This is a genomic window from Luteibacter sp. UNC138MFCol5.1 (genome assembly GCF_900110505.1).
Taxonomy (GTDB): Bacteria; Pseudomonadota; Gammaproteobacteria; order Xanthomonadales; family Rhodanobacteraceae; genus Luteibacter.
Genome location: NZ_FODZ01000001.1, coordinates 16,382 through 36,911, shown reverse-complemented (window position 1 = coordinate 36,911; position 20,530 = coordinate 16,382). Strand labels below are relative to the sequence as shown.

At 67.7% G+C, this 20,530-nt stretch carries 20 protein-coding genes; 8 read left to right on the top strand and 12 right to left on the bottom strand.

Going from position 1 to position 20,530, the window contains the following annotated elements:
* Positions 1 to 42 precede the first annotated feature (42 nt).
* From BMY69_RS00170 to BMY69_RS00160, 3 genes are read left to right on the top strand one after another with little or no spacing between them, the layout of a single operon-like run.
* Positions 43 to 1,053: a two-component system sensor histidine kinase NtrB gene (locus BMY69_RS00170; RefSeq protein ID WP_090174883.1), complete on the top strand. Its 1,011-nt coding sequence runs from the start codon at positions 43 to 45 to the stop codon at positions 1,051 to 1,053.
* Entirely contained in the window at positions 1,046 to 2,431 is a 1,386-nt protein-coding gene (ntrC, locus tag BMY69_RS00165) for a nitrogen regulation protein NR(I) (protein WP_090058391.1), read from the top strand. The genes BMY69_RS00170 and ntrC overlap by 8 nt, the downstream gene beginning before the upstream one ends.
* 4 nt (positions 2,432 to 2,435) lie before the next feature.
* Positions 2,436 to 2,885 carry a GNAT family N-acetyltransferase gene (locus tag BMY69_RS00160; RefSeq protein ID WP_090174882.1) on the top strand — a complete coding sequence of 150 codons (450 nt, stop codon included), beginning with the start codon at positions 2,436 to 2,438 and terminating at the stop codon, positions 2,883 to 2,885.
* A 100-nt stretch (positions 2,886 to 2,985) separates the two neighbouring features.
* On the opposite strand, the gene BMY69_RS00155 is transcribed toward BMY69_RS00160, so the two are convergent.
* Entirely contained in the window at positions 2,986 to 5,115 is a 2,130-nt protein-coding gene (locus BMY69_RS00155) for a putative bifunctional diguanylate cyclase/phosphodiesterase (RefSeq protein ID WP_255364422.1), read from the bottom strand.
* Positions 5,116 to 5,197: 82 nt separating this feature from the next.
* On the bottom strand, positions 5,198 to 6,325 hold the full coding sequence (locus tag BMY69_RS00150) for a hypothetical protein (protein WP_090058395.1): 1,128 nt from the start codon (positions 6,323 to 6,325) through the stop codon (positions 5,198 to 5,200).
* Positions 6,326 to 6,513: 188 nt separating this feature from the next.
* On the opposite strand from BMY69_RS00150, the gene BMY69_RS00145 reads away from it, so the two are divergent.
* Positions 6,514 to 7,800, top strand: coding sequence for an acetyl-CoA C-acetyltransferase (locus BMY69_RS00145; RefSeq protein ID WP_090174881.1), 1,287 nt, complete (start codon positions 6,514 to 6,516; stop codon positions 7,798 to 7,800).
* Between the two features lie 42 nt (positions 7,801 to 7,842).
* Positions 7,843 to 8,388: an energy transducer TonB gene (locus tag BMY69_RS00140; protein ID WP_090174880.1), complete on the top strand. Its 546-nt coding sequence runs from the start codon at positions 7,843 to 7,845 to the stop codon at positions 8,386 to 8,388.
* 25 nt (positions 8,389 to 8,413) lie between these two features.
* Here the strand turns inward: BMY69_RS00140 and BMY69_RS00135 are convergent, their stop codons facing one another.
* The 5 genes from BMY69_RS00135 to BMY69_RS00115 form a co-directional block, all read right to left on the bottom strand.
* Positions 8,414 to 10,354: a phospholipase D family protein gene (locus tag BMY69_RS00135; protein WP_177191021.1), complete on the bottom strand. Its 1,941-nt coding sequence runs from the start codon at positions 10,352 to 10,354 to the stop codon at positions 8,414 to 8,416.
* Positions 10,355 to 10,412: 58 nt separating this feature from the next.
* Entirely contained in the window at positions 10,413 to 10,967 is a 555-nt protein-coding gene (locus BMY69_RS00130) for a YceI family protein (protein ID WP_090058405.1), read from the bottom strand.
* Between the two features lie 9 nt (positions 10,968 to 10,976).
* Complete coding sequence (locus BMY69_RS00125; RefSeq protein ID WP_090058406.1) at positions 10,977 to 11,450, bottom strand: SixA phosphatase family protein; 474 nt, start codon at positions 11,448 to 11,450, stop codon at positions 10,977 to 10,979.
* Positions 11,451 to 11,513: 63 nt separating this feature from the next.
* Entirely contained in the window at positions 11,514 to 12,146 is a 633-nt protein-coding gene (locus BMY69_RS00120) for a ParA family protein (RefSeq protein ID WP_090174878.1), read from the bottom strand.
* A gap of 61 nt (positions 12,147 to 12,207) precedes the next feature.
* Positions 12,208 to 12,405, bottom strand: a complete 198-nt coding sequence (locus BMY69_RS00115; protein ID WP_090058410.1) for an antitermination protein NusB — start codon at positions 12,403 to 12,405, stop codon at positions 12,208 to 12,210.
* A gap of 175 nt (positions 12,406 to 12,580) precedes the next feature.
* Here BMY69_RS00115 and BMY69_RS00110 point away from each other — a divergent pair, with 175 nt between their 5' ends.
* Positions 12,581 to 13,612 carry a hypothetical protein gene (locus BMY69_RS00110; RefSeq protein WP_090174877.1) on the top strand — a complete coding sequence of 344 codons (1,032 nt, stop codon included), beginning with the start codon at positions 12,581 to 12,583 and terminating at the stop codon, positions 13,610 to 13,612.
* 50 nt (positions 13,613 to 13,662) lie between these two features.
* Here BMY69_RS00110 and speE read toward each other — a convergent pair whose 3' ends face one another.
* Positions 13,663 to 14,517, bottom strand: a complete 855-nt coding sequence (speE, locus tag BMY69_RS00105; RefSeq protein WP_090058416.1) for a polyamine aminopropyltransferase — start codon at positions 14,515 to 14,517, stop codon at positions 13,663 to 13,665.
* Between the two features lie 316 nt (positions 14,518 to 14,833).
* Between speE and speA the strand changes: the two genes are divergently transcribed.
* Positions 14,834 to 16,723 carry an arginine decarboxylase gene (gene speA / locus BMY69_RS00100; protein WP_090174876.1) on the top strand — a complete coding sequence of 630 codons (1,890 nt, stop codon included), beginning with the start codon at positions 14,834 to 14,836 and terminating at the stop codon, positions 16,721 to 16,723.
* Positions 16,724 to 16,783: 60 nt separating this feature from the next.
* Complete coding sequence (locus BMY69_RS00095) at positions 16,784 to 17,644, top strand: NAD(P)-dependent oxidoreductase (protein WP_090058420.1); 861 nt, start codon at positions 16,784 to 16,786, stop codon at positions 17,642 to 17,644.
* A gap of 48 nt (positions 17,645 to 17,692) precedes the next feature.
* On the opposite strand, the gene BMY69_RS00090 is transcribed toward BMY69_RS00095, so the two are convergent.
* The 4 genes from BMY69_RS00090 to BMY69_RS00075 all read right to left on the bottom strand — a co-directional run bounded on the left by BMY69_RS00090 (position 17,693) and on the right by BMY69_RS00075 (position 20,497).
* Positions 17,693 to 18,301, bottom strand: coding sequence for a hypothetical protein (locus BMY69_RS00090; RefSeq protein WP_090174875.1), 609 nt, complete (start codon positions 18,299 to 18,301; stop codon positions 17,693 to 17,695).
* Positions 18,302 to 18,472: 171 nt separating this feature from the next.
* The gene (locus tag BMY69_RS00085) at positions 18,473 to 19,081 is read right to left on the bottom strand and encodes a hypothetical protein (protein WP_090174874.1); all 609 of its coding nucleotides are present in this window, start codon (positions 19,079 to 19,081) and stop codon (positions 18,473 to 18,475) included.
* 171 nt (positions 19,082 to 19,252) lie between these two features.
* Positions 19,253 to 19,789 carry a hypothetical protein gene (locus tag BMY69_RS00080; RefSeq protein WP_143070357.1) on the bottom strand — a complete coding sequence of 179 codons (537 nt, stop codon included), beginning with the start codon at positions 19,787 to 19,789 and terminating at the stop codon, positions 19,253 to 19,255.
* Between the two features lie 195 nt (positions 19,790 to 19,984).
* The gene (locus BMY69_RS00075) at positions 19,985 to 20,497 is read right to left on the bottom strand and encodes a hypothetical protein (protein WP_090174872.1); all 513 of its coding nucleotides are present in this window, start codon (positions 20,495 to 20,497) and stop codon (positions 19,985 to 19,987) included.
* Between the last annotated feature and the right edge of the window lie 33 nt (positions 20,498 to 20,530).

The window sequence follows — 20,530 nt, the reverse complement described above, 5'->3', positions numbered from 1 at the left end:
AGCGGCTTGCGCTTTCACCCCGCCACTCCCTAAATTGGTGCAATGCATGCACCCGATCAGACAGACCTTCTGACCCTGCTGGGAACCGGCCTCGCCGTCGTGGGCCTCGACGGGCGCGTCGCCTGGCTGAATCCCGCGTTGGGCGAGGTGCTCGATGTCGGGCCGCGTACGGCGCAGGGGCAGGAACTGGCGGTGCTGATGCGGGCGCCTTCGCTCTCGGCGCAGCTGGCGCGGGTGCTGGCGGAGGGGCGGGGATTTCACTTGCGCGGTCTGGCGCTCGGTCTGCGAGGCCGGGAGGTCAGCGCGGATGTGTCGCTGCAGCCGATCGACGACGAGCGGGTGCTGGTGGAGGTCCATCCGCTGGCGCATGACGTCGCGTCGGGCGCCACGCCCCTGTCCGCCACGTTGCGTGGCTTCGCCCACGAGGTGAAGAACCCGCTGGCGGGTCTGCGCGGCGCGGCGCAGCTGCTGCAACGCCGGGTGGGCGACGACGATCTGCGTCAGCTCGCGGGCATGGTGATCGCGGAGGCGGACCGCCTGGCGGCGCTGGCGGATGGCCTGCTGCGGCATCGCGGGGCGGCGCGCATCGGCCCGGTCAGCGTCCACGAACTGCTCGACCGGCTGGAAGGCCTGGTGGTCGCCGAGCCCGATGCGCCACGCGTGCGACACGACTTCGATCCCAGCCTGCCCGACAGCGTCGGCGACACGGATCGCCTGATGCAGGTGCTGCTGAACCTGACGCGCAACGCCGGACAAGCCGGCGCATCGACGATCACCCTGCGCACGCGCGTGGAGCATGGCGCGCGTCTGGGCGATCGTACGGTGCGCGCGGCGCTGCGCATCGACGTGATGGACGACGGGGCAGGCGTGCCCGACGATCTGCGCGATTCGCTGTTCCAGCCGCTCGTGTCGGGCCGCCCCGACGGGACCGGCCTCGGCCTGGCCCTCTCGCGTGAGATCGCGCTCGAACACGGCGGCGACCTGCGTTACACGAGCCGCCCGGGCGAAACCGTCTTTTCGCTGTACCTGCCGATGGAGCGCACGCATGAGTGAAGTATGGATCGCCGACGACGATCGCGGGGTACGGTTCGTGCTGGCGGAGGCGCTGCGCGACGCCGGCCACGCGGTGCGCGAATTCAGCGCGGGCGACGCGGTGCGCGCGGCCCTCGACGAAAGCCGCCCCGCTTTGCTCGTCACCGATGTCCGCATGCCTGGCGAAGACGGCCTGCATCTCCTCGAGGACCTCACCCGGCGCAACATCGGGCCGGTGATCGTCATGAGCGCGTTCACCGACGTGGCGACGACGGCCGCGGCGTATCGCGCGGGTGCGGCGGATTACCTCGCGAAGCCCTTCGATCTCGACGGCGCGGTGGAGGCGGTGGAACGCGCGCTCGCCGCCGCGAACGAAGAGGTCGTCGTGCCCGCCACGCGCTCGGACACGAACGCGCTGCTCGGCGAGAGCGCGGCCATGCGCGAAGTGTTCCGCCTGATCGGCCGCGTCGCGGCCAGCGACCTCAACGTGCTGATCACCGGCGAGACAGGCACGGGCAAGGAGTTGGTCGCCCGTGCCCTGCACGATGAAAGCGCGCGCAGCGGCAAGCCGTACGTCGCGCTGAACACGGCGGCGATTCCGTCGGAGCTGCTGGAAAGCGAGCTGTTCGGTCACGAGGCTGGCGCGTTCACTGGCGCGACGCGTCGTCACGCGGGACGCTTCGAACAGGCCGACGGCGGCACGCTGTTCCTCGATGAAATCGGCGACATGCCGCTCGGCCTGCAGACGCGCCTCTTGCGTGTGCTCGCGGGAGGCGAGTTCTACCGCGTGGGTGGTCGTGAACTGATGCACGGCAACGTGCGGATCGTGGCCGCCACGCATCAGGACCTCGACGCGCGTGTCGCCGCCGGTCAGTTTCGCGCCGACCTGAAACACCGGCTCGACGTCGTCCGCATCGCGCTCCCGGCGCTGCGCGAGCGCCGCGGCGACATTCCTCTGCTGGCGCGGCACTTCCTCGCGCAGGCGGCCGCGGACCTCAACCTGCCGCCGAAGCGTTTCTCGCGCGGTGCGATGAAAGCCATCGAGCAGCGCGAATACCCGGGCAACGTGCGCGAACTGGAAAACCTCTGCCGCCGGCTAGCGGTGGTCGCACCGGGCCTGGAGATCCAGGCCGGCGACCTCGGCAGCCTGCCGGGTACGCCGGCGCGCGGCGAGGAATGGACGGAAGCCCTTCGCGTATGGGCGCAGGACGCCCTCGCTCACGGCCAGGCCGACGTGCATGCCCGCGCGCGCGACGCGCTGGACAAGACCTTGCTGCAGGTGGCGCTCATCGCGAACGATGGCCACCGCCAGCATGCCGCCGCGGCGCTCGGCGTCGGCCGCAACACCCTCACTCGCAAACTCGGTGCGTCGCGCAAGCGGCGGCCGCCCCATGGATAACGCCATGCCGCTCGAAATCCGCCGCGCCGCCCCGGACGACGCCGATGCCATCGCCCGCTGGAACATCGCCATGGCGTGGGAGACCGAACAGAAGCGCCTCGACCCCGACATCATCGGGCGCGGCGTGCGCGCCGTGTTCGACGAGCCCCGCCGGGGATTCTACCTCGTCGCCGAACTCGATGGCCGCGCGGTGGGATGCCTGCTGGTGACCTACGAGTGGAGCGACTGGCGCGATGGCGATTTCTGGTGGGTGCAGAGCGTGTACGTGGCGCCCGAGGCGCGGCGCGCCGGCGTGTTCCGCGGGATGTACGCGCACGTGAAAGCGATGGCCGAGGGCGCGGGCGCCGTGGGTCTGCGCCTCTACGTCGAGCTCGAGAACGAGCGAGCGCAGGCGACGTATGCGGGGCTGGGCATGGAGCGCTGCCATTACTTCATGTACGAGGCCCCGTTGTAGGAGCGCGGCTTTCGCGTTCGTGTTCCTTGGGTACGTGCGACGAACAGCGGCTGGGCCTGTTGCTCGAGGCCTCAGAACATGTCGCGCGCAGGGCGCGCTCCTACGGGTCGACGGTGGGGTCGCCGGTGTCGACGACCGCGATGCGTTCTTCGAACTCGCGCGGGGACATCGCCTTGCCGAAGAGGAAGCCCTGCATCTGCGAGCAGCCCACGGAGGACAGGAAGCTCGCCTGTTCCACGCTCTCGACGCCCTCGGCGAGCACGTGCTTGTTCATGCCCTTGCCCATGGTCACGATGGCGCCGACGATGGCGGCGCTGTCGTTGTCCCAGGCGACGTCGCGAATGAACGCCCGATCGATCTTGAGTGTGTCGACAGGGAAATGCTTCAGGTAGGAGAGGCTGCAATAGCCGGTGCCGAAATCGTCGAGACTCAGCGACACGCCCAGCGACTTGACCTTGCGCAGCAGCTCGACGATGTGGTCGCCGCCTTCCATCACCGTGCGCTCGGTGAGTTCGAGTTCGAGCAGGGTCGGATGCAGGCCGGTCTCGTCGAGGACCGACTGCAGCGATTCGAAGAACCGCGTGTGCTGGAACTGCAGGGCGGAAACGTTGACCGACACGGATAGCGGGCGGTACATGCGCGCCCATCGCTCGGCGTGGAGGCAGGCCGAACGCAGCACCCACTCGCCGATGGGAACGATGAGCCCGCAATCCTCGGCCACCGGAATGAAGTGCTCGGGCGTGTAGACGTCCTCGCCATCGACCTGCCAGCGCAGCAACGCTTCGGCGCCGACGATGGTTCCGAGCTCGGTATCGACCTTCGGCTGGAACTGCAGGGTGAGCTCGTTGCGCGCGAGCGCCTTGCGCAGATCGACCTCGATGCGCACGCGCGCGGTGCTGCGCTCGTTCATGCTCGCGTTGAAGAAGCGGTAGCCGTTGCGGCCCTGCATCTTCGCCTCGTACATCGCGGTGTCGGCGTTCCGCAGCAGCGATCCGGCGTCCTCGGCATCGTCCGGATAGACGCTGATGCCGATGCTGAAGCTGATGCTCAACGCCGCCGCATCGAGGTTCACGGCCTGGCTGCACGCGGCCAGCACGTTCTCCGCGACTTCGCTGGCATCCGCGGGTGTCTCCACGTGGGGCAGCAACACCACGAATTCGTCGCCACCGAGCCGGCCCACGGTGGCGTCCGCGCGCACCGCGGCGCGGATGCGCCGCGAGACGTTCTGCAGCAGTGCGTCGCCGGCGGCATGACCGAGCGAATCGTTGATCTGCTTGAAATGGTCGATGTCGACGAAGAGCAGCGCCGCCCGCTGGTGCCGTCGCGCGGCGACGGATACGGCGAACTCCAGGCGCGAGGTGAGCAGTGCCCGGTTGGGCAGGCCGGTGAGGGTGTCGTGGTGCGCCTGGTGAGCCATCTTCAGCGCGAGGGCGCGCGTCTCGCTCACGTCGTGGAACACCACGACGCCGCCGACCACGTTGCCGGCGTGGTCGTGGATCGGTGCCGCGGAGTCCTCGATCGGGCTGTCGAAGCCATTGCGATGGATGAGGATGGCGTCGGTGGTGAGGCCGACGATGCTGTTCTTGTCGATCGCGACGAGCAGCGGGTTGGCGATCGGCTGGCGGGTGAGCGGATCGCGCAACTGGAAGATCTCGTCCATGTGCCGGCCCACGGCTTCGTGGCTGGGCCATCCGGTCATCGCCTCGGCGATGGGGTTGAGCGAGGTGACGATCAACCGGGGATCCGTGGTGATCACGGCGTCGCCGATCGACTTCAGCGTGACTTCGGCGAGCTCGCGCTCGCGGAAGAGGGCGTCTTCGAAAGCCTTGCGCTCACTGATGTCCTGCATCTGCGAGATGAAATACAACGGTTCGCCTTCGTCGTCGCGCACCAGCGACGCGCTCAGCTGCGCATGCACCACGTGGCCGTCACGATGGATGTAGCGCTTTTCCATGTGGTACGAGGCGCACTCGCCGGACATCAGCTTGCCGACCAGGGCGAGGTCCGCGGCGAGGTCGTCGGGGTGGGTGATGTCCTGGAAGGTGAGCGACATCATCTCCCGCTCGGTGTAGCCCAGCATCGCGCACAGCGAATCGTTGACCTGCAGCCAGCGGCCTTCGGGCAGGACGAGCGCCATGCCGATCGCGGCGTACTGAAAGGCCTGCGCGAACCGGCGCTCGCTTTCCTTCAGCTGGGTCTCGAGGGGAGAGGAAGACGGGGTGGATGGCACGTGGGTCGCCGATGAATTGACTCGCCACCCACTCTAATTCGTCGTCCGCCGCCCGTATATCGAACTATTCGGGGATTTCCGGCTAATGCAGGGCAGGTGCGGGCGCCGTGAGCGCGCCATCGGCGTCCAGCATCATCCGCCCCAGCGCGTGGACTTCGCTGGCGGCGCCATACCGCTCCGCCAGGGCGTCGAGGAGCGGCGCGAGGGCATCCGGTGCCAGCGGGTAGCCATGCGCGAGCACGCGTGCCTTGCCCGGGACCGGCTGGGCCACGGTGATCGCGGCCATGCCGAGGCCGGCAGCCTCGTGCGCGTAGAGCAGGGGTGCTGGCTGGGCCGGATCGGCGTCGGCGACCGGTTCGACGAGGTAGCCGGCGGTGCGAGCCGCTTCGCCTTCCAGGTGCAGGGGCACATGGTGCGCGGCCAGCAGGGCCGCGTACTGGCGCAGTTCGAACAGCGTGCCGGCGAATTCGTGCACGGGGTTGGCGCCCTTGTTCCCCGCGCGCGCGAACCAGTCGGCGATGCGGGGCACGCCGACGCGGCCCTCGGCGTAATGCAGCGGCAGGCCGCGCGAGCCGAGCGCGGTCTCTTCCTTGTACGGCGTGAGCAGCGCAGCTTCGAGCATCGTCCACAGCGGCGCGAGGTTCACGTGTTCGTACTGGACGCAGGTCAGGGCCATCAGGTCGTCGCGGCTCAGGAAACGGGCGTGCTCCAGCCGCATGCCCAGCGTGCGCATGAGGAAATCCGCCGTGGCGGTGCCGGCTTCGCCACGGCCGACCAGTTCCACTTCCATGCGCTCGGCCAGTTCGTCCGCGATATCCGCGGGGGCGAGCAGCATCCAGGGGATCAGCCGCATCGGGCCGCCGGCATAGGCTGGGTCGGGGACCAGCGGCTGGGCGGGCATGTGGCCGTCGCTCGTGCCGAAGGCCACCACGCCGCCCGCCGTCGTCACGCGCGGGATGCGCCGCGCCAGCTCTTCGAGGGTGGCGAAGACGGGAAAGCCCGGACGCAGCAGCTCCACGCCGTCGAACAGCGCCCCGGCCACGGCCAGTCGCGAGGCTTCGACGCCGGGCAGGAGGGCGCGCAGGTCGTCGGCGATCAGCCCGGCGAGCGTCTGTGCCTCGTCGCGGGTCAGTTCCAGGCGCTCCGGCGTCTCGCCGGCAGCCAGTTCCAGCGCCAGGACGGCGGGACGGGCGATCAGGGACTCGTTCACGCAGGTTTTTCCGAACGGCAAAGGAACGCGATTCTACCATCGGGCCACGACGGGCTTTCGCCCGGAGGGGATGCGGGTTAGCCTTGCCGATACGCGTTCGTCGGCGATCGTCGGCGTCCGCGATCCCTTCGTCATCGCATTTGGGCCCGCCAGCGGGCAAACCCCTCGGTCTGGATCGTTCTTCAAGCATGGATAAGACGCAAAAGCGCGTGGGTGTGGTCGGCGGCGTCCGCATTCCCTTCTGCCGCAACAACACCGCCTACGCCGATGTCGGCAATTTCGGCATGTCGGTCAAGGTTCTCGGGTCGCTGGTGGAAAAGTTCGGCCTGCACGGCGTGGAGCTGGGCGAGGTCGCCATGGGCGCCGTCATCCGCCACTCGTCCGACTGGAACCTCGCTCGCGAGGCGCTGCTGTCGTCCGGGCTGGCCCCGACCACTCCGGGCATCACGACGGCCCGCGCCTGCGGCACCTCGCTGGACAACGCGATCCTCATCGCCAACAAGATCGCCACGGGCCAGATCGATGCCGGCATCGCGGGCGGCTCGGATACCACGAGCGATGTTCCCATCGTCTACGGTCAGAAACTTCGTAAGCGCCTGCTGGCGCTGAACCGCGCGAAGACGCTGAAAGAGAAATTCCAGGTCGCCACGCGTGGCTTCGCGCTGAAGGAACTGAAGCCGTCGTTCCCGGGCGTGGCCGAACCGCGCACCGGCAAGTCGATGGGCGACCACTGCGAGCTCATGGCCAAGGAGTGGAAGGTGGGCCGGCTGGAGCAGGACGAACTCGCGCTGGCCAGCCATCGTAAGCTCGGCGCGGCCTACGAGGCCGGCTTCTTCGACGACCTGGTGGTGCCGTTCCGCGGCCTGAAGCGCGACGGGTTCCTCCGCGCCGATTCCACGCTCGAAAAGCTGGGCTCGCTGAAGCCGGCGTTCGACAAGACCTCGGGGCAGGGCACGCTCACGGCCGGCAATTCCACGGGCCTCTCCGACGGTGCGGCGGCGGTGCTGCTCGCCAGCGACGACTGGGCGGCTTCGCGCGGCCTGTCGATCCAGGCGTACCTCACCCACGCGCAGGTCGCCGCGGTGGACTTCGTCCACGGCGAGGGCCTGCTCATGGCTCCGACGGTTGCCGTGCCGCGCATGCTCAAGCAGGCAGGCCTCACGCTGCAGGACTTCGACTTCTACGAGATCCACGAGGCCTTCGCCGCGCAGGTGCTGTGCACGCTGCGTGCATGGGAGAGCGAAGACTATTGCCGCAACCGGCTGGGCCTCGACGCCCCGCTGGGATCGATCGATCCGGCGAAGCTCAACGTCAACGGCTCCAGTCTCGCGTCCGGCCACCCGTTCGCGGCGACCGGCGCGCGCATCGTCGCCACGCTGGCGAAGATGCTCGAGCAGAAGGGGTCGGGCCGCGGCCTGATCTCGATCTGCACGGCCGGCGGCATGGGCGTCACGGCGATCCTCGAACGTCCCTGATTCGATGAAAGGCGGTGCCACGGCGCCGCCGCTGCAAGGCTCATGCTCGCACTACGTACCAGTACCTCCCTGAGCGCACTCGCCCTCGTGATCGGCATCGCCGGCACGAGCTGGCTGACGGCGCTCACCTATGAGCGCGCACCGATGACGCGCCGCCTCGCCGAGGTGACGCTGCCCACGGCCGCTCCCGCGCTCGTGTCGAAGACGGTGTCGCGGTTCGCTCCCCCGAAAGCCGCGGAGGCGACGCCGACGGCACGCGTCGCGTCGCGTGTCGCACCCCGTGCGGAACGGCCCGTCACGGCGGCTCCGGCGGCGTCGGCGCCGCTCGAGCCCGTCTATATGCCGTCGCCCCGCTATCCCATGTCCGCGCTTCGCGCACGGCGCGAGGGGAAGGTGGTCCTCAGCGTCACCGTCACGCCCGACGGCGACGTCACCAGCGTCACCATCGGCCGTTCGTCGGGCGACGACGATCTCGACCGGGCCGCGCGCGAGGCCGTGCGCGGCTGGCGTTTCGCGGCCTCCGACGACCGCCCGCAGCGCTTCACGGCGGAACTGCCGGTGAATTTCGAGCTGACGCAGCGGTACTGATCGGGGCCGCACCGGGCCTCCAAAATCAGAGGATGCCGGCGGCCGATGAGCCGAAGGCCGTGATCATGCGCGTGTAGATCAGCTTCAGCGACACGTCCACTTCCGGGAAGTCGCCGACGGGCTCGTAGCACTCGAAGAACTTCGGGTCGGTCCAGCGCATGGGGATGCAGCCGGGCTTGATCTCGTAGCTGGTCGCGTAGCGGAACGGCCACAGGTCGAAGAACGGCAGACGTTCCGAGACGTCGCCGATGAACTCGTTGACCGACGACAGGACGGGGATGGTCTTCTGACGGGGCGCGATCACCCACGCGTTTTCGGGCTGCGTGTCCTGGAGGATCGAATCGCGCAGACGGTCGGCGAACCGCTTGTCGTAGACGATCACGCCCGACTCGGTGTTGTAGTGGTCGGAGCGCGGATCGAAGTTGTGCGTGCCCACCATGGCGAAGGTGTCGTCCACGACGATCGACTTCGCGTGCAGGCCGAAACGCACGCCGGCGGTGAGCAGCGGGGCGGGGCGGTTGCGCGGACCGCGGCCGGCGCGGCTGCCCATGGCGAGGAAGCCCGACGACTCGGACGGCGTGCCGGCGGCGGCCTGGGCCGCACGGTCCGAACGGCGCGTGCGCCCGCCGCCGCTGCCCTGGTGCGCGACAGCGACGGGCGGCGTCTCGATGCTGACGGATCGTCCTTCGAGGGCATCGGGATCGCCGTTCGCCGGGTGCGGCTTCATTTCGTAGATCTCGAAGCCGTAGTCGGTGAGGTAACGCTTGCGATGCTTGTACGACAGGGCGTAGACCGCGAACGCGTCCGTCGAGGCGAGCGAGTTCGTGGAGACGACCACGCGCGGAGGGTCGGGGCGCTTGCGCAGGCCGCTGAAGACCTTCTGTGCCGGCTTGCTCATCACCAGATACGGCGTCTGCAGGACGATTTCGCTCTTCGCGTTGCGCAGCAGGCCGATGATGTGCCGCGTCAGGGCGCGGACCTCGCGACGCTTGGGCTCGTCGGTCTTGCCGGGCAGGTCGGAGAGGTATTCGACGCGGTTGAGACGCAGCGTGGCACGTTGCAGACGGGTGGCGATCCAGCCGGCATCCGTCGCGTCGGCGATCATCTGGTTCACTCGCTCGGGGTGTTCGTACGTGGGCGGATCCCAATGGCGGGGATCGTCGGTGTCGGCCATCAGCTCGCGATTCACGTCACGCAGGTGCGTGAGCGGGACGGAGCGCTTGTGGTTCCAGAACTGGTCGAAGCTGGCGCCCATCGCGCGGGCCGCCGGTCCGCCGACCATGACATCGCGGTCCACGTAGTCGAAGGCGCCGTCCCAGTCGAAGTAGCGGTCTTCGTAATTCCGCCCGCCCGTGATGCCGATCAGGTCGTCCACCACGATCAGCTTGTTGTGCATGCGCTGGTTGAACTTGTAGAAGCAGCACAGGATGCCCGCCGCGAACTCGAGGGGCGGCGTGCGCGCGCTCTGGAACGTGGGGTTGTAGAGGCGGATCTGCATGTGGTCGCTGGCGCGCGCCAGCCGCGCGAGCAGGCCCGGGTCGCGGAACGAGAACAGCTGGTCCGCCAGGATCCGCACTTCGACGCCGCGCCGGGCCGCATGCACCAGCTCGTCGAGCACCAGCTTGCCCGCGTCGTCCTGCTCCCAGATGTAGGTCTGCACGTCGATCGTCTTCGTCGCCGCGCGGATCAGGCTGATGCGCGCGGCCATGGCGCTCTCGCCGTCCTCGAGCAGGGTCGCCACGTGGACGGGGCGCTGGACGGTCGACGCGCCGTTGGCCTCGATGGCCGCGTCGATCAGCGGCGAGGGGACGGCGCAGCGGGTGGCGTCGGAGGACGGGCAGGCATCCTGGCGGTCGACGGTCAGCGTCACCACGGCGTCGGCCTTGCGGATCCGCTCGCGGGACAGGGAACAGCCACCACTGGCGAGCGTGGCGGCGAGGAGCAGGATCGTAAGGAAGCGGCGCATGCCGGCGATGATAGGCGACGCTCAACAACGCCACGTGAGTTCCGCGGCGTTCCCGGTCTCAGGGATTCGTCAGGACTATCGCCATGCCCAGACTGACCCGGTCGGACAGCGCGCCGCGCCGCCCGCGCATCTCGTAGTCGGTCCGATCGATCATCCCCTGCAGCTGGAGGACGCAACCCGCCATGCCGTGGGTGGGACACCGCGTGGGTTGCAGCCGGAACGACACGGGCTGCGTGACGCCACGGATGGTCAGCCTGCCCTGCACGTTGCCGCCCTGGCTCAGGACCTCCAGGGCGGTAGGCGAGGATTCGAAGTGGATGCGCGGGTGGTGACCCGCGTCGAAGAACTCGGGGGCCAGGACCCAGCGACGCAGGCGGGCGGACTCCATCCGGATGCTCTCGGTGTCGATGTCCGCGTTGACGACGGCCGTCTGCGTCGGCGGGTCGATGGTCACCTCACCACGGATGCCGTCGAAACTTCCGGTGACCGTGCTGACCCAGAGGAGGCGCACGCTGAATTCGGCGCGTGAGCGCACGGGGTCGATGCGCAGGTCGGCGGCGGACAGGGGCGTCGTCGCCAGGAGCGCGACGAACGCCGACAGCAGGTGGCGCATGGAGAAAACTCAGTTCGGTGGCGACCAGAAGGTCTCGAGCTTGGCTTTGCCGGGTTCGAGCGGGCCATGGGGGAACGTGAGGCGCGCCAGCGCACCTGGCGGCATGCCCCGGTAATCTTCGGAGCGCCCCTCGACGAGGAAGGCTACCAGTTGCTCGATGCCGGGATTGTGACCGACGAGCACCACGTGCTCGGCGCCCTGCTGCTGGTCGAGCAGCTCGAACAGGTCGCCCACGGTGGCGTCGTAGATGCCGTCCACGTATTCGGGTTCGACCTGGCCGAGGGCGAGGGCGGCGGTTTCCTTCGTGCGTTCGGCGGGTGAACACAGGACGCGGTCGTAGCGGACATGATGGGAGGCGAGCCACTCGCCGGCGGCGCGGGCCTCGTTGCGGCCGTGTTCCGTGAGTTTTCGCTCGCGGTCGTCCTTGCCGTCCTTGCCTTGCGGCGCGGCTTCGGCGTGGCGTAACAGGATGAGCTCTTGCATGGGTGTCGCCCTCCTCGATGCCACCGGTGGTGGCGTGACTGCCGACGCGTTGCCCTTGCGACTTCAGGTGCTTCGTTTGATCCAGCGAAGCAGTTTCGCCCAGTCGTCCTGGTGTCCGCGCACGTTTTCCGAGTGATAGTCGAAGATGCCCTTACCGAGCGCCGTGAGCAATACGTACGCCTGGGAGTCCCGAAGTTCCGCAACCACGGGAAACGGCGCACGCTCGCCGAGTTCCGCGAGTGCGGACTGGCTGGCGTTGGTCCAGGGTTTAAGGCGGTTGCCGACGAGCCCGACGGGGAGCTTGCCGCGTTTCACGCGGCCGATACCCTTGAGCACCTTGAGGAAATCGAGCGTGGCGTCGAGATCGAAGTGGGAGGGCAGCACGGGCACGAGGATCACGTCCGCCTGCTCGATGTAGGGTTCGAGGTCTTTCTCGTCGACGCCGGCGGGCGTATCGACGATGACGCGCTCGACGCCGCCCGGCAGCCGGTCGAAGGCGCGGCGGCTGCCCTCGATGGCGGCGATCGCCGGTGCGTTCTCCGGACGGCGCTGAGCCCAGCGCAGGCTGGAATGCTGCCGGTCCGCATCGACGATGGCCGTGTGCTTGCCCGCGTGCGCCCAGTGGGTCGCCAGCTGGGTCACCACCGTCGTCTTGCCGCAACCGCCCTTGCTGCTTGCCACGAGCGTCGTAAGCATCCGCGCGCACCTGCCATGGGGAGTGTTCCTAATCTACACACCCCCAGGCATGGGTCCAAGCTCAGAAGATCTTCGTGCGGACCTTGGGCATCACGACGAGGATGAGGGTGGCGATCGGGCCGAGGATGAGCGAGAGGAACCACCACAGCAGGCCGCTGCGGTTCTTTCCCTGGGCGAGGCCGGCATTGATCAGCGCGAGCGTGCCCCAGCCGACGAAGAAACCAGCGCCCCCGCTGGTGAGGAAGGCGAATTGATCCACGATAAGCTCCTGTTCTGTCGCAGGATTGAGTGTTGCGGTCGGTCGTGTGTCGGCCCGGAATCCCCCCGTGCAGGCTTCGATAGTAACAATCTCGTGCAAGATGGGGCCGGTTCGGCGCAGCTTCCGTTCATGGTCGAACCGTATCCTCTCGTCTTTTATGTCACGGAGATGGCCCATGCGGGGACGCCGCGTAGCGACACTGGCCCTGGCCGGCCTGCTTTCCCTGCCCACCCTGGCAGCCACGCCCTGGCCGGGCGCCGCGAAGGACCCCGCGAAGGGGCCGGTCGCGAAGGACCAGAGCAAGTCCCTCCTGCAGTTCCAGAAGGACCTCGCCAGCGTGCTGGCGCTGCGGACCGAGTCGGAGCCGCTGCTTGCCGCCGCGCTCCTCGCGCGGCCGCTGTCGGGCGTCCCGGAAACGCTCACCTATCACTCGCTGCTCGAGCGCGCATCGCGCAACGCCGACGCAGGTCCCCAGGTCGCGTGGGCCCAGCTGGCCGACTGCGACGCCAGGGCGGGTAACTGCCCCAACCCCGAGGCCGTGACGGCGCTGCAGTCGAAGGCATCGGACAACGCGGCGTTCTGGCTGCTGAAGCTCGGCATCGACGAGCATGCCGGGGCGAGCGACGCCGTTCGCACGGACCTCGCGAAGGCCGCCAACGCGAAGCTCTACGACGATTACCTCGGCGCGAGCCTCAAGGCGCTGGCCAATCACGTGAGCCAGCTCCCACCGCCGCCCGATACGTTCAACGCCCTGCAGGGTTCGGGCGCCGCGGGCGTGCAGATGGTGCTCGTGTTCGGCCTCGCCAGTGCGCAGCCGATGCCGGGCTTCCAGGTCGCCGCGAAGTACTGCGACGACAACAAGTCCGATGCTTCCGTGGTCGCCGACTGCCTGAAGCTTGCGAAGGTGCTGGAGTGGGGGAGCAGCCCGCTGGGCCGGTCGCTCGGCCTGCACCTGCGCGAGACGCTGTCGCCCGACGCGGCCGACCAGCAGAGCGCGAAGAACGCCCGTCTCAATCTCGTCTGGCAGATGCAGCAGTTCGCGCGCCTGAACGTGCAGGCGCAGGGTGACAAGGCCACGGCGCAGAAGCTGCTGTCGCTGGCCCGCACCGGCGGCACGGAGATGAGCGTCGTCCTCGCCTCGCTCCGCGCCTACGGCCTTCCGCCGGAGGCGCCCGCGGGCTGGGAGCCGGCGAAACTGGAGAAATAAAAAAAGGCGCCCATGGGGCGCCTTTTTTCTTTGCGGGGAATCCGGGGGTTTCAGTCGCCCAGCTGCTCGCGCATGAACTCCGGCTGCGCCAGCGCGCCCTTGTGGACGTCGGCGTTGTAGTACTTCGTGGCGAAGTTCTTGCTGATCGCGCCGCGCTCGCGGAAGCCCGACAGATCGCCGTCCTTGCGCGCCATGGTGCAGCTCCACCAGCCGGTGGGGTAGCACGGCTGCGGGAACGGCAGGGTGCGCACCGCCTTGAAGCCCGAGGTGCGCATGGCCGAACGCATGGCCTTGATCAGCTCGATGTGCGCCAGCGGCGATTCGGACTGCTGCACGAGGATGCCGCCATGACGCAGGGCCTTGTAGCAGCTCGCGTAGAACGCGGCGTTGAACAGGCCTTCCGCCGGGCCCACCGGGTCGGTGGAGTCGACGATGATGAGGTCGATGGACTCCGGCTCGGCCTCGGCCATGTACTTGATGCCGTCGATGAAGAGCAGCTCGGCGCGCGGGTCGCCGTTCGCATCGCACAGCTCCGGGAAGTACTGCTCGGCGAGGCGCGTGACGCGCTCGTCGATCTCGACCTGCGTGGCCTTCTCGACTTCCTCGTGCTTGAGCACTTCGCGCAGCGTGCCGCAGTCGCCGCCGCCGATGATCACCACGCGCTTGGCGCGCGCATGGGTGAACAGCGCCGGGTGGGTCATCATCTCGTGGTACAGGAAGTTGTCGCGGCTCGTCAGCATGACGCATCCGTCGATCACCATGAGATTGCCCCAGTCCGTGGTCTGGTAGATCTCGATGGTCTGGAACGGGGTCTTCTCGGCGTGCAACAGGCGCTCGACGCGGAAACCGATGGAAGAGCCCGAGGCCTGGTGGGCTTCGGTGAACCAGCTGAGCTGCTGCGACATGACGCTTTCCTGAAAACGGGTAGGGGGCTAACCGGGCATTGTACCGGCTCCGGGGCGCCGTGCGGCCACGTCCTTGCCCGGGGCGGCCTGTAGGCTCATTCCGACCCAGCGCCGGGCGGGTTACCCCCCTGTCACGAGCGGCCGCTACAATAGGCGGTCTGCCGCCCCGTCCGGGGCGCGCAGCACCAAGTCTGGTCGGCCCCGCGGCGTGCGAGGCTCCCGGCCGCCAGGCCCGCTTCAGGTCAAGGTTCGCCGCTGCGACTGTTCCGCGCCCCCCATGGGGACACGACACAATCACTTGGAGATCGTCACAGCCATGACGAACTGGACCACCGATCGCGCGAAGCTGACCTACGCGATCCCCCATTGGAGCGACGGCTACGTCGACGTCGCCGGCGATGGCCACCTGACGATCCGCCCGCGCGGCAACGGGGGCCCGGCCCTCGACCTGCCGGCGATCGTCGACGCGGCCACCCGCGAGGGCCTGCGCCTGCCGCTGCTCGTGCGTTTCCCGGACATCCTCGCCGACCGCCTCGCGCGCCTCCAGCAGGCCTTCGCCAAGGCGATCGACGATGCCGATTACGCCGGCACGTACACGGCCATCTATCCCATCAAGGTGAATCAGCAGCGCGGCGTCGTCAGCGAGCTGGTCGCCGCCGGGGAGCAGGGCTTCGGCCTCGAGGCCGGTTCGAAGCCGGAACTGATGGCCGTGCTGGCGCACGCGCGCCCGGGCAGCATGGTCGTGTGCAACGGCTACAAGGATCGCGAATACGTCCGCCTCGCGCTGATCGGCCTCAAGCTCGGCCTGCGCGTGCACATCGTCATCGAGAAGCTTTCCGAGCTCGACCACGTGTTCGCCGAAGCGAAGGCGCTTGACGTCGAGCCGCTGCTCGGCGTGCGCGTGCGTCTGGCGTCGATCGGCGCCGGCAAATGGCAGAACACCGGCGGCGACAAGGGCAAGTTCGGCCTGAGCCCGGGCCAGGTGCTGGAGCTGATCGAGCGCCTCGAAGCGGCCGGCCTGAAGCACACGCTGAAGCTGCAGCATTTCCACATGGGCTCGCAGATCTCCAACGTGCGCGACATCGCCGCGGGCATGCGCGAGGCCGTGCGCTATTTCATCGAGCTGCACCGCCTGGGCGTGCCCATCGAGGTCGTCGACGTGGGCGGTGGCCTCGGCGTCGACTACGAAGGCACGCGGTCGCGCAGCTACAACTCCATCAACTACAGCCTCGGCCAGTACGCCGCCAGTATCGTGCAGCCGCTCGCCGAGGCCGTGGCCGAGCACGGCATGAAGGCGCCGGTCATCTTCACCGAATCCGGCCGCGCGATGACCGCGCACCACGCCGTGATGGTCGTCAACGTCAGCGAAGTCGAACCGGTGCCGCAGGGCGCGATTCCGGCCGAGCGCGCGGGCGAGCCGGCGGTGTTGCGCCACCTGCGCGAGACGCACGCGGAGCTCGACCATCGTCCGGCGCTGGAGCTGTTCCACGAGGCCCAGCACCACTTCGCCGAAGGCCAGGCGCTGTACGCGCTGGGCCAGCTCGACCTGCGCGACCGCGCCCGCCTCGACGAGCTGTTCTACGCCATCGCCAACGCCGTGCGCCCGCGCCTGCTGCCCGCCGAGCGGGCGCATCGGCAGGCGCTGGACGATCTCGACGAAAAGCTGGTCGACAAGTACTTCGTGAACTTCTCCGTGTTCGAGTCGGTGCCGGACATCTGGGCCATCGACCAGATCTTCCCGATCGTGCCCATCTCGCGCCTCGACGAAGAGCCGACGCGCCGCGGCGTCATCGCGGACCTCACCTGCGATTCCGACGGCCGCATCGATCACTACGTCGACGCCGAGGGCGTGGACGTCAGCCTGCCGCTGCATGATCTGAAGGACGACGAGTCGTACCGGCTAGGCATCTTCATGGTCGGCGCGTATCAGGAGACGCTGGGCGACATCCACAACCTCTTCGGCGACACCGATGCGGTGAACGTGCGCGCGACGGACGACGGGTACGCGTTCGCGCATATCCGCCGCGGCGACACGACGGACCTGATGCTCGACTACGTCGGCTACGACCTCAAGGCGCTGCGCCAGTCGTATGCGGATCGCCTCGCGGCCGCCGGCATCGCGGGAACGGAGGCCGAGACCCTGGCCGCCGCGCTCGACAAGGGCCTCACCGGATACACCTACCTCGCGGAAACCGCAGGCCGCTGACCGGACGGTGCGGCGCCGCTGCGCGCCGCACCGCGTTTCCTCTTTCTTCCAGGCACGACCATGACACTCAAGGCAGCTTTCATCGGACTCGGCGCGATGGGCGCGCCCATGGCCGGTCACCTCCACGCGAAGGGCCTGCTGGCCGCCGTGGGCAATCGCACACAGGCCCGGGCCGATGCGCTGGCGGGCGAGCTCGGTGTCGCCGCGCCTTCGCTGGCGGAGATCGCGGCGTCCTGCGACGTGATCGCGCTGTGTGTCAGCGCGGATGCCGACGTCATCGGCGTCGTCGAAGCGCTCGCTCCCTCGCTCAAGGCCGGCGCGATCGTGATCGACCATTCGACCGTCGCGCCAGCGACCGCGACGAAAGCGGCACGCCTGATCGCCGAGGCGGGCGGGTCGTTTCTCGACGCACCGGTTTCCGGCGGTGTCGAAGGCGCGAAGAACGGGAAGCTGTCGGTGATGGTCGGCGGCGACGCCGATGTGCTCGACCGCGCACGACCGGTGCTCGAGGCCTACGGTGCGCGCATCACGCACATGGGCAAGGTCGGCAGCGGCCAGGCGACGAAAGCCGTGAATCAGGTGCTGGTCGCGGGTATCGCCCACGCGGTCACGGAGGGGCTGGCGCTGGGTGAGGCGCTGGGTCTCGATGCCGATCGTCTGATCCCGACGCTCGCCGCGGGCGCGGCAGGCAACTGGTTCCTCGACAAGCGCGGCGCCACGATGCTGCGCAACGAGTTCTCGGTGGGCTTCAAACTGGCGCTGTTGCACAAGGATCTCGGCATCGTCCGTGGCATCGCCACCGACGCGGGCACGGATCGCACGATCATCGAGCAGTCGCTGGCCGATTTCGCCGAGCTGATGTCGCAGGGCTATGGCGACGACGACATCTCGGCGCTCATCCGCCTGAAGCGCGCATCCTGACATGACGCGTGCGCCGGGCTGTCGCCGGCGCACGCGAGGGGACTGCGGTTACGGCGTCGGCGCCTCCCGCGGCGGGACGTCGTAGTTCGGGCCGGAGAAACTGCCGCTCTTCACCACGCGGGTACCGAGTTCGTCATCGAACGCGACGAACTCGAACGTCACGTCCACGTGTGTCCGGTCCGGGCTGAACTGCACGTCGACCCAGCCTTCTTGCGTGTCGAAGGCCCTGACACCAATGTACCCGGGCGGAGCGGGGATGTTCTCGGAAAAGGTAGCGAAAGCGGTGCCAGGGCCTTCCGGCCCGCCTAGCTGATACCGCCCGCTGACGGCGTGTGGCTCCCCGACGGGTGGAACGACGCCCAGGGTTACATAACCGCCCTTCCCGTCGTACGTTGCGAAGAGCCCCGAAAACGGCTGGCCCAACCAGTACTGCTCAACGAAATATCCCTGTCGTCCTACAAGAAGGTTGCCATTGACCAATGCCTTCAGGACCCCGTCGGACCGGGAGCTGAGAGTCGTCGTCTCGAAGGTCCGGTTGGCGAACTCTTTGATGGAGTACGTGGGGTTGTCGGCCATCGCCGGCATGGCGAAAGCGCCGGTGGAAAGGGCAAGAGAGAGAGCAGCGCGCGACAGGCGCGAGCGGAACGATCCGTACATGAAGCCTCCGTGGTGTGTGTGTCGGGACGCGCTGTGTATCCTGCCGGGTACATACCTACGAAAAAATCAGACCATTCTGAAAAATCCGACGATTCGCGTGCCGCGTGCAGGCCAAAGAGAAGACCGCCACGAGGGCGGTCGTCTGGTCGGGCGACCCTCGCTGAAATTCGGTTAAGGCGTCCGCACGTCTTGCGGCGGAAGGTTTGGTGCACCGGAGAAACTGCCGCTCTTCACCACGCGGGTACCGAGTTCGTCATCGAACGCGACGAACTCGAACGTCATGTCCACGTGTGTCCGGTCCGGGCTGAACTGCACGTCGACCCAGCCCTCCTTGATGTCGAAGCTCGCGATACCACCAGTGAATCCCGGCGGAGAGGTAATGTCCTCGATGAAGCTGGCGAAAGCGGTGCCAGGGCCTTCCGGTACGCCGAGCTGATATCGGCCGCTGACGGCGTGCGGCTCCCCGAGTGGCGGAACCACGCCCAGGAGAACATAGCCGCCTTTGCCGTCGTAAGTTGCGCGAGACGTCGTGAAACTTTGGCCCATAAACCATAGCTCCATCGCATACGCCTGGCGTCCTACAAGAAGGCTGTCATTGACCAACGCCTTCAGGACCCCGTCGCCCTGTACGCTGAGAGCCGATGCCTCGAGGGTTCGGGTGGCGTAGTCCTTCACGGAATACGTGGCGTCGTCGGCCATCGCCGGCATGGCGAAAGCGCCGGTGGAAAGGGCAAGAGAGAGAGCAGCGCGCGACAGGCGCGAGCGGAACGATCCGTACATGAAGCCTCCGTGGTGTGTGTGTCGGGACGCGCTGTGCATCCTGCCGGGGATATACCTACAAAAGAATCAGACCATTCTGAAAAATCCGACGATTTGCGTGGCGCGTGCAGGTCAAAGAGAAGACCGCCACGAGGGCGGTCTTATGGTCGGGCGATCCTCGCTGAAATTCGATTAAGGCGTCCGCACGTCTTGCGGCGGAAGGTCGTAGTTCGGGCCGGAGAAACGGCCGCTCTTCACCACGCGGGTACCGAGCTCGCCGCCCCGCGCGACGAATTCGAAGGTCACGTCCACGCGCGTCCGGTCGGGACTGAAATGTACGTCGACCCAGCCTTCCTTGATGTCGAAGGACGTGAAACCAGTGAATCCGGGCGGCGCGGGAATCCACTCTCTGTAGGTGGCGAAAGCTGTGCCAGGGCCTTCCGGAACGCCGAGCTCATACCGGCCGCTGACGGCGTGCAGCTCGCCGCGTCGTGGGATGACGCCAATGGTTATCGAGCCTCCCTTCCCGTTGTCTGTTCCGTAAAGCGTCGAAAACGGCGTGCCCTGCCAGGTCAGCTCCCTCATATATGCCTGCCGCTCCATGAGAAGGCCGCCATTGACCGACGCCGTCATGATCCCGTCGGACCGGGCGCCGAGAGCCGACGCCTCGAGGGTCCGGGTGGCGAAGTCCTTGATGGACATCGTGGCGTCGTCGGCCATCGCCGGCATGGCGAACACGGTGCTGGAAAGAGCGGAAAGAAGGACGGCCCGCGACAGGCGCGAGCGGAACGATGGGTGCATGAAAACTCCGTGGTGTGTGTCAGGACGCGCCTCGCATGCTGCCCGGCCCACACCCCGGAAAGAATCAGACTTGTCTGAAAAATCCGTCGACTTACACGTCGTGAAGCGACGCACAGGTTCGCGCTAAGGCGCGTTGGGGTCCGGGAGATCGGCGTAGGGGAGGAAGAACTTGCCGCGGCGGATAAATCGATTGCCCTCGGTGTCGTTCGTGGCGTCGAACTCGAACGTGCCCTCGACGCTCGTGCGATCAGCGGCGAACTCAATCTCGATCCAGCCGCCGGTCGGGAGAAACCTGATGAATCCCAACGGCCATTCTTCGAAGTAAACGGCTTCGCCGCTCCCGGGCTGTTCCGATAGGCCAATGTCGTATCGGCCGCTCGCCGCGTGAGCATGGCCGGCGGCCGGGAACGCCAGCAACTGGATCAGCGCGGAACGCTCGGTCCATGCGTCGTCCACCATGAAGAAGCGATCGCCCGTCAACGGGTGCAGATCCTCTTCAGCACGCGCGACGGCACTCATCACGAACACGTCGTTGACGGTACATGAAAATCCCCATTCGCTCCGATGGCGCGTTTCGAGCCGCGTCGCGAGCGTATCGATGAGGCGGCCGGCCCCTTTCGTTCTGGCGTTGCGCATGACTCCTCCTTGAGCTTGGCAACCGCGGGTGTC

Excerpts from the sequence above, each read along its gene's own strand:
- BMY69_RS00170 (WP_090174883.1), top strand. The coding sequence starts at position 43 with ATGCATGCACCCGATCAGACAGACCTTCTGACCCTGCTGGGAACCGGC.
- ntrC (WP_090058391.1), top strand. The coding sequence starts at position 1,046 with ATGAGTGAAGTATGGATCGCCGACGACGATCGCGGGGTACGGTTCGTG.
- BMY69_RS00160 (WP_090174882.1), top strand. The coding sequence starts at position 2,436 with ATGCCGCTCGAAATCCGCCGCGCCGCCCCGGACGACGCCGATGCCATC.
- BMY69_RS00145 (WP_090174881.1), top strand. The coding sequence starts at position 6,514 with ATGGATAAGACGCAAAAGCGCGTGGGTGTGGTCGGCGGCGTCCGCATT.
- BMY69_RS00140 (WP_090174880.1), top strand. The coding sequence starts at position 7,843 with ATGCTCGCACTACGTACCAGTACCTCCCTGAGCGCACTCGCCCTCGTG.
- BMY69_RS00135 (WP_177191021.1), bottom strand. The coding sequence starts at position 10,354 with ATGCGCCGCTTCCTTACGATCCTGCTCCTCGCCGCCACGCTCGCCAGT.
- BMY69_RS00130 (WP_090058405.1), bottom strand. The coding sequence starts at position 10,967 with ATGCGCCACCTGCTGTCGGCGTTCGTCGCGCTCCTGGCGACGACGCCC.
- BMY69_RS00125 (WP_090058406.1), bottom strand. The coding sequence starts at position 11,450 with ATGCAAGAGCTCATCCTGTTACGCCACGCCGAAGCCGCGCCGCAAGGC.
- BMY69_RS00120 (WP_090174878.1), bottom strand. The coding sequence starts at position 12,146 with ATGCTTACGACGCTCGTGGCAAGCAGCAAGGGCGGTTGCGGCAAGACG.
- BMY69_RS00110 (WP_090174877.1), top strand. The coding sequence starts at position 12,581 with ATGCGGGGACGCCGCGTAGCGACACTGGCCCTGGCCGGCCTGCTTTCC.
- speE (WP_090058416.1), bottom strand. The coding sequence starts at position 14,517 with ATGTCGCAGCAGCTCAGCTGGTTCACCGAAGCCCACCAGGCCTCGGGC.
- speA (WP_090174876.1), top strand. The coding sequence starts at position 14,834 with ATGACGAACTGGACCACCGATCGCGCGAAGCTGACCTACGCGATCCCC.
- BMY69_RS00095 (WP_090058420.1), top strand. The coding sequence starts at position 16,784 with ATGACACTCAAGGCAGCTTTCATCGGACTCGGCGCGATGGGCGCGCCC.
- BMY69_RS00090 (WP_090174875.1), bottom strand. The coding sequence starts at position 18,301 with ATGTACGGATCGTTCCGCTCGCGCCTGTCGCGCGCTGCTCTCTCTCTT.
- BMY69_RS00085 (WP_090174874.1), bottom strand. The coding sequence starts at position 19,081 with ATGTACGGATCGTTCCGCTCGCGCCTGTCGCGCGCTGCTCTCTCTCTT.
- BMY69_RS00080 (WP_143070357.1), bottom strand. The coding sequence starts at position 19,789 with ATGCCGGCGATGGCCGACGACGCCACGATGTCCATCAAGGACTTCGCC.
- BMY69_RS00075 (WP_090174872.1), bottom strand. The coding sequence starts at position 20,497 with ATGCGCAACGCCAGAACGAAAGGGGCCGGCCGCCTCATCGATACGCTC.